Genomic DNA, 12,741 nt, shown 5'->3' with positions numbered 1-12,741 from the left:
CAAATTTAAAGAAAGTCTTTCAAATTTGCAGCCAAAATTGAATTGTCTGAAATAATGGCAGAATCCTAAAATTTTATCTCTTGTATTTTTCATATGAATTTCATTGATTTCATTAATCCATCACAAAAGCATTTCGTAATTTTGAAACATGAATACTCCATTAGCAGAACGACTACGACCAAATACACTAGAAGACTACTTAAGTCAGCAACATTTAGTGGGCAAAGATGGTGTGCTCTATCAGCAAATTAAAAACGGTGTGATTCCTTCTCTTATACTTTGGGGACCTCCTGGTATTGGAAAAACAACACTTGCAAATATTATTGCTAACGAATCTGACCGTCCTTTCTTTAAGTTAAGTGCTATCAATTCTGGCGTTAAGGACATTAGAGAGGTTATAGATAAAGCTAAGAAAAGTGGTGGTATGTTCACTACTAAAAACCCGATATTGTTTATTGATGAAATTCATCGCTTTAGCAAATCGCAACAAGATTCACTTTTAGAAGCGGTTGAAAAGGGTTGGGTAACTTTAATAGGTGCCACTACAGAAAACCCAAGTTTTGAGGTTATTTCTGCTTTATTATCGCGATGCCAAGTGTACACTTTAAATGCCTTTAGTAAAGCCGATTTAGAAGCTTTATTAGAGCGCGCACTAAAGGAAGACACAACACTTTCTAAACTAAATATTGAATTAAAAGAGACAGAAGCATTATTGCGTTTATCTGGTGGAGATGCTAGGAAACTACTTAATATTTTTGAATTACTTGTCGCGTCATTTGAAGGGGACCAAATTGTGATCACCAATGATTTAGTAGCAAAACAAGTACAAAATCAAGCGGCTCGTTATGATAAAACGGGTGAGCAACATTACGATATTATTTCGGCTTTTATAAAATCTATTCGTGGAAGCGATCCAAATGCTGCTGTGTATTATTTAGCGCGAATGATTGAAGGTGGAGAGGATGTGAAGTTTATTGCAAGACGATTATTAATTTCGGCGAGTGAAGATATTGGTAATGCCAATCCGACGGCTTTAGTCATTGCGAATAACACATTTCAGGCTGTATCTGTTATTGGAAATCCGGAATCGCGTATTATTCTAAGTCAATGTGCAACTTATTTAGCAAGCTCCCCAAAAAGTAATGCCGCTTACGAAGCTATTGGAAAAGCACAACAGTTAGTGAGAGACACCGGAGATTTATCAGTACCAATTGCTATGAGGAATGCGCCAACTAAACTCATGAAAGAATTAGGTTATGGTGACAACTACAAATATTCGCACAATTACGAAAACAACTTTGCTGCACAAGAATTTCTACCAAAAGAAATAGCGAATACTAAATTGTATGATCCAGGAAACAATGCTCGTGAACAAGCCCAACGCAATCACTTAAAAATGCTTTGGAAGGATAAATATGGGTATTAATTGCTGGTTGCTAAAAAATTAGAATTTAATATTCAATATTTTCTCTACGGTTGAGACTCCATTATTTTCAGAATACATCCACTGCCCTTCTTTCTTAAAAACGATTGCATTTTTATCTTTAACTATATAGATATCTTTTGCCGAAGAATTCAACAATATCATGACCACTTTTGGTTCTGAATTCACCAATTGAAATCCATTTGAAATAGCCTGTGCATAAAAAAGTTCTGATTTTATGTCATCAGATGCTTTTACAGGAAGTGCTGTGACCTTTTCTTTTAGTTCCTCTTTAGATTCTTTAATCACAGCGACCTCTTCAATTTTAACGATTTCCTTTACAGATTGCTTTTCTGTTTGGGGCTGTTCTTCTTTTGGTTGTGCTGCAACAACTTCTTTTCCAACATACTTATAATCCATATTTTGAAAAGTTTCAAACGCGTCTCTTAAGGCTTCATTATAAGCTTTATCAAATTCCTTTATTCGTGATTCTCCTATTTTAGATCTAAAGATCTCTACATCATAACAATCTTTTAAAATGATTTCTAACTTCGTTTTAAACATACCACCTTCATCGTTAGATACATCAGCCGTTAATGCTAAGCACGGATCTTTTTTCAAATCATTTGATAATTCTTTAATAAAGTAAGCTTCGTATCCATACTTATTAAATAAAAACTCAAGCAATGAATTTAATTGATATTGGTCATCACTTTTAGAAAACTCAAAAGCATCTGGTATAATTATGTATTTGTAATCATTAATATTTTTTTGGGAATTTCCATAAAAACTTATGATAACAAATGAAACGGTAAAAAGTATTTTCTTAAACATTATTATATTTTTAAAGGTGATTTATAAGCATTTTTAAATTTGTAATTCGTTTAAAATTATGATTATTCTGAGCATCTTTATAATCAAAATGAATGGTATCCATACCTATGTTATGAGCTCCTTCAATATCAGCTTCAATATTATCTCCAATCATTAAACTCTCGTTAGCTTTTGCTTTAGCTAACTCTAACGCAAAGTTAAATATTTTAGGATTAGGTTTTTTAACACCAACCATTTCTGAATTGGTTACCGTCTGAAAATACTGCTTAATATTAGAAGTCACCATTTTTTTCTCTTGTGCTTCTTCAAATCCATTAGTTATAATATGCAATTGATACTTACCTTTTAGGTAATCAAGAATTTCAAATGTTCCTTCAAACAAATGGTTGAAAGTTGATAACTGATTTATATAAGCTTCAGATAATAAGTGAATGACATCATCTTCAACAGTGACTCCTACTCCATCAAAAGCCTCCTTTAATCGTCCATATCGCAATGCCAATTTTGTAACCTTCTCTTCTCTATAAAGTTTCCAATATTTAAAATTTATAGGTTCATAAACGACTAAAAAGTCGTGTAAATCAACGTCGATTTTATTCTGAATAAAAATCTTTTCAAAGGTTAACCCTGAGTTTTTATCAAAATCCCAAAGCGTATGATCCAAGTCGAAAAAAACATGCTTTATTTGGCTTTTCATTCTGTAGATTCCAATATTAAATTAAATAGCGATCTAAACCCTATCCAACGATCTAAATCACTAAAGCTATAGTTATGAAATATCGGTGTAAAAGTACCATTTACAGCTTTTATTTCTGTAATTAATTTTTGTAAATGTTCTGTTTTGTCTAATAGCGAGTCATATTTTAACAATCCAAAATCTAAACATTGGTAAGGATTAATTTGTAATGGTGTTTGCACTTCGTAATCCAAATCGTAAAACTGAAAAGGGGTACAAGTACCAGCTCTAAAGCCCAAAGTATTAATATAACCCATTGTAAAATCTTGGTTAATTTCTAACTCTACCAAATTACGGTAGGATGTTGGTAAATTTAACTTAGAAAATGAATGACGCACTCCTTTTAATTCGGTGTGTATAATCGATTCCATTTCAAGCTTTTCTTTTTTAAGAATAGAAATATCATTTAAAGAAAAATAGGATGCTTTTAAACCAACATCACAATAATCGGCAACAGACTTAATAAGTGAAACAAAGTCTTTTTTATTCGTGTTTATATTTTTATCATAAGTTGAATAATCCCCAATTAAGAACAGTACTATAAATTTAAAACCGTGCTGTTTTTGTTTTCTAACAATCCAATTGAAGGTGTCATATGGATCGCGTTGAAAACCAAAAAGCACCAAATAACGGTTATACAACTGTTTTAATCGCAGACGTCTCAGGTCATTTAATGTACCTCCAATGGTTCTCAAAAATCCTTTGTTTTTAAAATAATAGGCCATTGGCACATCTATGACAGGCTGTACCTTATAATGCCGTGTTGGAAATTCATAATTTGGAAAGCGCTCACTCAAAACAGCTTTAAGTTTATAAGCCCAAATATCCACAACGGGTTGATGTAGAAATTGGTTTTCAAACGCTAAACTTTCAGACGCTAAAAACCGACCATAATCATCTTTTACATGTGGTAAATATTCTTCATACCGACTTAATAAATAAAAAGAGGCAGCAAAAATATCGAAAGGTAAATCGCTTCGTTCTCCCGTGGCAAAAAATCCTTTGGTAGCTCCCCATTGCTGTACGTTAATATCAATATCAGATAAGCCTGTTTCAAATAATAACGCGTTACTTCGTATAAACAACTCATTACTTAAAGGCTGTTTTGCATAGGACATTTTAAGACTATCGTGTGCAATAAAGTCTTCAACCTTAGAAGTAAAACTTACCTCGATACCCAAAATACGTTTGCATATATGCTTAAACGTGTAGGTAACACGTGGGGTAATTTTATGTGTATAAACTAATAACATAGGGCTTATAAAATTCCAGAAAGTTAAAAATAACAAATTCCAAAGTTGAAATAACTAATTTGGAATTTAGTTTTTGTTTTTCGAAGGTTACCACGCTTAAAGCATGTTCTCATCCGCAAAACTATAATAGGCATTTTCCGTAACAATAAGATGATCTAGAACCGAAATATCTAAGCTCTGAGCAGCCAATTTCATTTTTTTAGTAACATCTTTATCTGCCTGACTTGGTTTTAAAGTTCCTGATGGGTGATTGTGACATAATATTAAAGCTATGGCACCAACTTCTAAAGCATTCTTTAGTACCAAACGTACATCGACCAAAGTACCCGTAATACCACCTTTACTCAATTGGTTTTTATGAATGACTTTATTGGAATTATTCAGATATAAAATCCAAAATTCTTCATGTGGCAAATCTCCAATAATCGGTTGCATTACATTATAAACGGAACGGCTCGATGTGATTTTATCCATCTGCATGGCGTCTTCTAGCCGACGACGACGTCCCAACTCTAATGCTGCAACAATAGAAATAGCTTTAGCTTCACCAATACCCTTAAACTCCATTAATTGTGCAATAGACAATTTTCCTAAAGCATTTAAGTTATTATCAACACTTCCGAAAATACGCTTACACAAGGCCACAGCACTTTCGTCTCTATTTCCTGATCCAATCAAAATAGCAATCAATTCGGCATCACTAAGAACAGTTTTACCTTTGTCTCTTAGCTTTTCTCTAGGCTGATCATCTTGCGACCAATTTTTTATTGAAAATGAAGTTGGTTTATCTGCCATGCTCTAAAGATAAAAAATTGTAAATTTCGAGTGCATTAAATTGACATAAATTATAATCAAATCATTAAAACAGAAAGTATTAACCCGTTTAGGCTAATAAAACATGACTTATCCTCCACAGCAGCATCAAGATAACGACATCAATCATATGATTGAAGTGATAAAAACCTACCCTTTAGCGACTGTAATTTCTGTGCATAATAATCAGCCGTTCATTACGCATTTACCTTTAATTTATGAAGACAAAAAACTTATTGGCCATATTGATATTAATAATCCACAAGCCCAATTATTGAAGGACGGAAATGATGTCACCCTTATTTTTAGCGGTCCAGAATGTTATATCTCACCAAGCATTTATTCTACAACGCAACTCCCAACTTGGAATTACATTAAAGTTCACCTAAAAGGAAAGGTTAACACTAATCCAGATAAAATGGCATTAAAACAATCTTTAATTACCATGACTGAATTCTTGGAAGCACCAGACCATAGGTACATATTAAATGTTAATAATCCACGTTTAGATAAAAATCTTGATTATATTGTAATGTTCGAAATTACGATTACCCAATGGGAAGGTAAATTTAAACTGTCGCAAGACAAAAAACCGACTGATATTATAGCTGCTCGAGAGGAGTTAGTGAGATCAAACCAAGAAAGTATTAAACAATTTTTAAATAAAGTATTTTAAACCCCAAAGACTATGAAGTATCTATTTACATTTTTTATTATCCCATTATTCTTACTAAACACAACAACTCAAAAAGAAAAATTTCTTGGTAAATGGCTAGGAGAAGACAAAAGCGAAATTGGCTATTTAATTTTTGATAATGAAGGCTATGCTGCTTTTGAAATCGAAGGACAAGTTATGGGTGGTAAAGAGTTTTACATGAAAGGCCAAAAAGGCAAAATGACCTACACTATTAATTATCAAACCTCACCGATTGAAGTCGATTTTACTTTGACTAAAATTCAATCTGGGGAGTCTAAAAAAATTCTAGGTATTGCTAAATTCACAGATAAGAACACGTTAAATTTTAATATGAGTTTTGATTCAGTAAGACCTACTGAGTTTGATGATAATTCAATTGTCTTAAAGCGTGTACAATAACTCTTATTATGCCTTTTTAATGTGTTTAAAACCTGAAATTAAATTTTTAATTAAAATACAGTATCATGAAAGACTTAAAAAAAGAAGATATTAAACAAGAAGTTTTTGATTTATACGATGACTATGCGCACAACAAACTTAACAGAAGACAGTTTGTAGAGAAACTTGGAGTCTATGCTGTTGGTGGTATCACATTGTCTTCTTTAATGAGTTTTATGTCACCTGATTACATTACTAATTTAATGGTAAAACCAGATGATCCAACACTAGATTCTGAATTTATCACCTATGAATCTCCAAAAGGAGGTGGCACTATAAAAGGGTTACTATCCCAACCAAAAGACAACAAAACCAAATTGCCAGGTGTTATTGTGGTGCATGAAAACAGAGGACTAAATCCATACATTGAAGATGTAGGAAGACGTACGGCAAAAGAAGGTTTCATTTCATTAGCACCAGATGCCTTAAGTCCATTGGGTGGTTATCCAGGCAATGATGACGACGGTAGAACGATGCAAAAAGAGCGTAACCAACAAGAAATGCTCGAAGATTTTATTGCTGCTTACCATCATCTCAAAAATCACGAGAACTGCGATGGAAATGTTGGTGTAGTTGGTTTTTGCTTTGGAGGTTGGATTTCTAATATGATGGCTGTTCGTTTGCCAGATTTGGGAGCTGCAGTGCCTTATTACGGTAGACAACCAGAAGCTGAAGATGCAGTTAAAATTAAAGCTCCACTCCTACTTCAATATGGGGAATTAGACACTAGAGTGAATGCAGGATGGCCAGCGTTTGAAGAAATTCTGAAAGCGAATAACATTGAATATACGGCTTACATCTATCCTGAAGTAAATCATGGTTTTCACAATAATACGACTCCTAGATATGATAAAGCAGCGGCAACTTTATCTTGGGACCGTACCATTGCTTTTTTTAAGAAACATTTAAAATAAGTATGATATTTAAATACGGTTTATCATTATATTTTATATGGATTTTCGCACTTTCATTTGCACAGCAAAAAGATTATAAACCTGTAAAATTTCCTGAACATTATACCGCTCAAATCGACGTAATTTATAAAGAAATTGATGGTTGGGAAGGTCGAATAGATTTGTATACCAATAACGTTTCAGATAAGCCGACACCAATTGTTTTAAATATTCATGGAGGTGGATGGAATCATGGTGAAAAAGAATCACAAACTGGTTTTGGTTCCTTTTTTAAAAATGGCTATGCCGTTGCTAACGTAGCCTATCGTTTAGTTGATATTGCTCCCGCTCCAGCTGCTATTGAAGATATAAGATGTGCCCTAATCTATCTCTATAATAATGCTAAGAAATTGAATATAGACACTACCAAAATTGTTGTTATTGGTGGTTCTGCAGGAGGTCATTTAGCATTAATGGCTGGCTTGTTAGGCGATAATACAACTTACGATGCAGATTGTACTTACGATGGCAAACTTAAGGTCGCTGCCATAATAAATAAGTATGGATTGACGGATTTGAAACCATTAGTTAAGTCGAAATCGGTAAATCGTTGGTTGGGTAAAAAAATTCATGATATCGATTTTATTTCATCGGTTTCACCTATAAATTATGTAACTAAAAAGAGTCCTCCCATTTTCACTGTTCACGGAGACGCAGACCCAATTGTCCCATATAAGCAATCTGTAAAACTTCATAAAATATTAATAGACAATAAGGTTACCTCCAAATTCTTAACCATTCCTAATGGTAAACACGGAAAATTCACAGAGGAACAGAATAAGCTGTACAGTTCTATGATGTGGGAATTTTTAAAGACTATCATATCTACTTAACAAATCATTTAAATGTGAATTGTTAGTTCAATTTTACTTTATTTAGCAGATTCATTACCAATCCCATTAAAATACTTAACGAAATGCCAATTACGCTGTTATCATCACCATTACAAGGGTTTACTGATTTCCGATTTCGGAATGCGTTTAACCACTATTTTGGAGGTATTGATACGTTTTATGCTCCTTACATTCGGTTTAATAATAAGTTGATTATTAAAAACTCTTATAAACTCGATTTACAGCTCGAAAACAATACAGAACTCGAAGTCATTCCACAAATTATGACCAACAGTGCTGATGAGTTTTTATTCGTGGTCGATTATATTCAAGAATTAGGGTATAAAGAATTGAACTGGAATTTAGGTTGTCCCTATCCAATGGTGACGAATCGTGGGATGGGTTCTGGACTCATTTGCGATCCAGAAAAAATCAATCATATTTTAGAGCGCGTTCATAAAGAAACGGACATTACGGTTTCTATGAAAATGCGCATGGGTTACGAAAATCCTGAAGAAATTTTACATACCTTCCCTATTCTAGACGATTATCCGCTTAAAAATATTGCCATTCACGCACGCATAGGTAAACAATTGTATAAAGGAGGTGTAAATCTTGAGGCTTTTGAAAAATGTATAGAAAGCACCAAACACAAATTGTATTACAACGGTGATATTACTTCTGTTACAAAGTTGAAAGAAATGCAAGCTCGTTTTCCAAGTATCGATCATTTTATGATTGGCAGAGGATTGATTGCTGATCCGTTTTTACCAAGCATGATTAAAAACAACACGACAGACTATCCAGAAAATCGATGGGACATTTTTAGAGAATTCCATGATATCATTTATCAGCAATACGATGAAGCCTTATCTGGACCAACACCTATAAAAATGAAAATGCAAGGCTTTTGGGAATACTTTGCGCAGTCGTTTTCAGATCCACGGAAAACGTTTAAGAAAATTAAAAAGGCGAATAATCCGAGAGCGTATCAGCAAGCTGTTACTGAGATTTTGAGGAACGGGTAGGTTTACTTTAGTGTTATGATGACGTTAGTTCAACTGATTCATTTTATAAACACCCCTAAAGTCCCCTCAAGGGGACAATCCATGCAATCAACTTTTAGTTTCATTATTAACTCTACCTTTGTAAACAATTAATTCAGATTTAATTTCAAATTCATTTTTAACTTCAATTTCAACTTCAACCAGTGAAAGACCTCTTACTCATAACACCTCCATTTACCCAACTCAATACTCCGTATCCTGGAACCGCCTATCTTAAAGGTTTCCTGAATACCAAAGGTATTGGCGCATTTCAAATGGATTTAGGAATTGAAGTGATTTTAGAGTTGTTTAAAAAAGAAACTTTTGAAGAAATATTTCAATTGGCTTTTGAAAACGATCGTATTCAATCTGAAAACTGTGAACGTATTTATGCTTTAAAAGATCATTATCTAAAGTCTTTAGATGATATCATCTTATTTCTACAAGGTAAAAATCAAACTTTTGCCAGACAGATTTGCACCACCAACTTTTTGCCGCAAGCCTCGCGTTTTGCACAGCTAGACGATATGGATTTTGCATTTGGTGCGATGGGAATGCAAGACAAAGCCAAACATTTAGCCACACTTTATATAGAAGATTTATCAGATTTCATTGTCGAATGTATTGATCCCGATTTTGGATTCAGTCGATACGCGGAACGTTTAGGACAAAGTGCGAATTCATTTGACGAACTTTATGCTCAGCTTCAAGATGATGAAACCTACATCGATCAAATCACATTAGAAATATTAGAGACTCAGATTAAAGATACCCAACCCAAACTCATTTGCTTTTCGGTACCGTTTCCTGGAAACTTATACAGTGCTTTTCGTTGTGCTCAATTTATAAAAGCCAATTATTCTGAGATAAAAATTGCTATGGGAGGCGGATTTCCAAATACCGAATTACGGTCTGTTACAGACATTAGAGTTTTTGAATTTTTCGATTTTATCACGTTAGATGATGGCGAATTACCTATTGAATTATTATACAATGCGGTTCTTAAAAACGACACCACATTCAAACGCACCTTTGTTCTCGAAAACGGAACCATCGTTTATAAAAATAACAGCAGCTCTCCAGATTACAAACAAGCCGATGTTGGCACTCCTGATTATTCAGATTTATTATTAGACCAATATATCTCTGTTATAGAAATCGCCAACCCAATGCACAGTTTATGGAGTGATGGCAGATGGAACAAACTCACCATGGCACACGGTTGTTATTGGGGAAAATGTACCTTTTGCGATATATCCTTAGACTATATAAAGATTTATGAACCTGTTGCGGCATCGCTTTTAGTCGACCGAATGGAAACACTCATTGCACAAACTGGCGAAACTGGATTTCATTATGTCGATGAAGCGGCTCCTCCATCTTTGATGAAAGCCTTGGCGCTCGAAATCCTAAAGCGTAACCTCAGCGTCACTTGGTGGACCAACATTAGATTCGAGAAAAACTTTACTCAAGATCTTTGTTTCTTGTTGAAAGCCTCTGGTTGTATTGCCGTTTCTGGCGGATTGGAAGTCGCATCAGATCGGTTGTTAAAACTCATTGACAAAGGTGTAACCGTTGAGCAAGTGGCGCAAGTGACTCGCAATTTTACCGAAGCGAACATTATGGTGCATTCATACTTAATGTATGGTTACCCAACGCAAACAGTTCAAGAAACGGTAGATAGTTTAGAAATGGTACGTCAGTTGTTTGAAGTTGGTGTGTTACAATCGGGATTTTGGCATCAATTTGCTTTAACAGCACATAGTCCTGTGGGATTAAATCCTAGTGATTATGGCATTACACCCAATTATAAAAACATCAGCTTTGCCAATAATGATGTCGATTTTACGGATTCAACTGGTATTGACCATTCACAATTTAGTTACGGATTAAAGAAATCACTTTTCAACTATATGCATGGTATTGGCTTTGATAGTCCTTTACAAGATTGGTTCGACTTTGATATTCCTGACACCGAAATCGATCCTGATTTTATATATAATTCCTTAGCACAAGAACCTGTTTTCAACATTAAACCGACCGCTAAAATTGTTTGGTTAGGCGGCATGCCTTTAGTCGCTGAATTTTCAAAAACAAAAAAAGGAACCACTAAAGATTTCTTAGAATTCACCTTTCACGATACAACAGATAGCTTTCAGATTACACTAGAAAAAGAGAAAGGTCTTTGGCTTTTAGATATTTTAGAAGATATCACACCTCAACACAAACCACAATCGTTTAAGCAGTTAAAAACCAGTTTCGAAACCCAATTTGAAGATTTTGAATTGTTTTGGTATGCTAAGCCTATAAATGTTCTGCGTGATTCTGGCTTATTGGTGTTATAGGATTTTATTTTACAAGAAAGTTGAATCTCTAGATTGTCCCCTTGAGGGGACTTTAGGGGTGTTTTTGAAATTCAAGAACTGTTGATGTTTTGGATTGATGGTTTTCTAAGAGAATAACAATAAATTTCTACCCTACAATTTGCCGCTTAAAAATTTTCTTAGACCTTTGTACCTTCTAATACAGCGCTAGCCTAATTAGCCCAAAAACAAAACCTCTAAAATTTCTTAATGAGAAAACATAAAGCCATTCGATTTTTAATGGTCGCTACTGTTTTATTTACACAGGTTACCTTTTTAACCATGATTGTAAACGCGCATTACGAAACCAACGCTGCCATAATTATAGCGGCACTTGTTATTATACTTACCATCGTTTTTGGCTACCGTTACTTAGATTTACACCACGAAGATTACGCTTACGAAAAAATATCCGTCGTCATTTGGGTGCCAATTGGAGCCGTGTTATGTTACCTCTTAAATGTCCCTGGTGGTTTAGGCAGCATTTTAGCCATGGGCATTGTTGGGACATTAGCGTCATTTTTACCGTCTTTAAATAAAAAATCGAACTACTTAAAACAACTACCAGCAAGCATTTATTGTGGTGCTTTTGTTGGCATGTCTAGTGCAGAAACCAGTCCTTCCCTTGGTTTTGCACTTGCTGCAGGCACACTTGCAGGTTTGTTTTTTATGATGTCTAAAAACTTATTTCTTGGTGTTGGCGGAAAATTAGGCACCATGGCATTTGCAGGTGTCATCACAGCAACTTTAATGTATGCGTTATTAGTATGAATACATTCATCCTCATCATCACCGGAATCTTAGGCGCCACACTCACCCACTTTGTTAGTGAATATTTACGCCTTGGAGCTGTAAAAGCCTCTGCGTTGCTATCGCTCATTGTTGGGCTGTTTTTTTATGCCTCTCCTAACGTACTCAATGGCTATTTAACCGAACACCTCCCTATTGTATTTGTTGGCACCTCGTTTATTGGGATGGTCTCTGCTAAAACCTTGAAAAGCTACACCTTGCTTACCATAGCAGGAGCACTATTCACTGGGATTTACATTACGAAAAGCCACGTCTTTGATGGTTATGGAGGTGCACTTGGCGCACTTGCGTTTATTGCTTTAGTGACCACTATGGGTTTTGCTTTTGTGGTATCGAATTCTGCTAAAATTAGGCGTAAGGTTGTTTTGGTATGGGAAAAGGTTTTTGGATCTGGGGAATAAGGTTTTGATTGTTTTGGTGTTTTAAGTTTGTAAATGTTTTGAGAAATTATGGTTTATTAATTTAGTAGACATACACATTTAAAATACTGTATACTAAAAACTTATCGATTCTGCTATTTGTCTTCTTCAAAAATTTGGTCG

Annotated in this window: 13 protein-coding genes; 9 read left to right on the top strand and 4 right to left on the bottom strand. The window is 34.5% G+C overall.

Features of this window, described 5'->3' with window-relative positions:
• Positions 1–148: 148 nt before the first annotated feature.
• Complete coding sequence (locus tag HM992_RS07580; protein ID WP_179319259.1) at positions 149–1,426, top strand: replication-associated recombination protein A; 1,278 nt, start codon at positions 149–151, stop codon at positions 1,424–1,426.
• Positions 1,427–1,444: 18 nt separating this feature from the next.
• Here HM992_RS07580 and HM992_RS07575 read toward each other — a convergent pair whose 3' ends face one another.
• The 4 genes from HM992_RS07575 to radC all read right to left on the bottom strand — a co-directional run bounded on the left by HM992_RS07575 (position 1,445) and on the right by radC (position 5,041).
• Entirely contained in the window at positions 1,445–2,257 is an 813-nt protein-coding gene (locus tag HM992_RS07575; RefSeq protein WP_179319258.1) for a hypothetical protein, read from the bottom strand.
• Positions 2,258–2,267: 10 nt separating this feature from the next.
• On the bottom strand, positions 2,268–2,954 hold the full coding sequence (locus tag HM992_RS07570; RefSeq protein ID WP_179319257.1) for a YjjG family noncanonical pyrimidine nucleotidase: 687 nt from the start codon (positions 2,952–2,954) through the stop codon (positions 2,268–2,270).
• On the bottom strand, positions 2,951–4,246 hold the full coding sequence (locus HM992_RS07565) for a polysaccharide deacetylase family protein (protein WP_178984413.1): 1,296 nt from the start codon (positions 4,244–4,246) through the stop codon (positions 2,951–2,953). Before HM992_RS07565 ends, HM992_RS07570 begins: the two co-directional genes overlap by 4 nt.
• A gap of 96 nt (positions 4,247–4,342) precedes the next feature.
• The gene (gene radC / locus HM992_RS07560) at positions 4,343–5,041 is read right to left on the bottom strand and encodes a RadC family protein (protein ID WP_179319256.1); all 699 of its coding nucleotides are present in this window, start codon (positions 5,039–5,041) and stop codon (positions 4,343–4,345) included.
• A 103-nt stretch (positions 5,042–5,144) separates the two neighbouring features.
• On the opposite strand from radC, the gene HM992_RS07555 reads away from it, so the two are divergent.
• From HM992_RS07555 to HM992_RS07520, 8 genes are all read left to right on the top strand, one after another.
• Complete coding sequence (locus HM992_RS07555) at positions 5,145–5,735, top strand: FMN-binding negative transcriptional regulator (protein ID WP_179319255.1); 591 nt, start codon at positions 5,145–5,147, stop codon at positions 5,733–5,735.
• Positions 5,736–5,747: 12 nt separating this feature from the next.
• Entirely contained in the window at positions 5,748–6,155 is a 408-nt protein-coding gene (locus HM992_RS07550; RefSeq protein ID WP_178984410.1) for a hypothetical protein, read from the top strand.
• A 65-nt stretch (positions 6,156–6,220) separates the two neighbouring features.
• On the top strand, positions 6,221–7,108 hold the full coding sequence (locus HM992_RS07545) for a dienelactone hydrolase family protein (RefSeq protein ID WP_179319254.1): 888 nt from the start codon (positions 6,221–6,223) through the stop codon (positions 7,106–7,108).
• 2 nt (positions 7,109–7,110) lie between these two features.
• Positions 7,111–7,980: an alpha/beta hydrolase gene (locus HM992_RS07540; protein ID WP_179319253.1), complete on the top strand. Its 870-nt coding sequence runs from the start codon at positions 7,111–7,113 to the stop codon at positions 7,978–7,980.
• Positions 7,981–8,063: 83 nt separating this feature from the next.
• Positions 8,064–9,008 (top strand): tRNA dihydrouridine synthase, encoded by a 945-nt coding sequence (locus HM992_RS07535; RefSeq protein ID WP_179319252.1) that lies wholly within the window; start codon positions 8,064–8,066, stop codon positions 9,006–9,008.
• A 182-nt stretch (positions 9,009–9,190) separates the two neighbouring features.
• A complete protein-coding gene (locus tag HM992_RS07530; RefSeq protein WP_179319251.1) occupies positions 9,191–11,371 on the top strand; it encodes a B12-binding domain-containing radical SAM protein in 2,181 nt (726 codons plus the stop codon).
• 228 nt (positions 11,372–11,599) lie between these two features.
• The gene (locus HM992_RS07525) at positions 11,600–12,160 is read left to right on the top strand and encodes a hypothetical protein (protein WP_179319250.1); all 561 of its coding nucleotides are present in this window, start codon (positions 11,600–11,602) and stop codon (positions 12,158–12,160) included.
• Positions 12,157–12,600 carry a hypothetical protein gene (locus HM992_RS07520; RefSeq protein ID WP_179319249.1) on the top strand — a complete coding sequence of 148 codons (444 nt, stop codon included), beginning with the start codon at positions 12,157–12,159 and terminating at the stop codon, positions 12,598–12,600. The genes HM992_RS07525 and HM992_RS07520 overlap by 4 nt, the downstream gene beginning before the upstream one ends.
• Positions 12,601–12,741 lie beyond the last annotated feature (141 nt).

The organism is Winogradskyella helgolandensis (assembly GCF_013404085.1).
Lineage (GTDB): Bacteria > Bacteroidota > Bacteroidia > Flavobacteriales > Flavobacteriaceae > Winogradskyella > Winogradskyella helgolandensis.
Note: the sequence above shows the minus strand (reverse complement) of the source record. Positions and strands in the feature narration are given on the sequence as shown.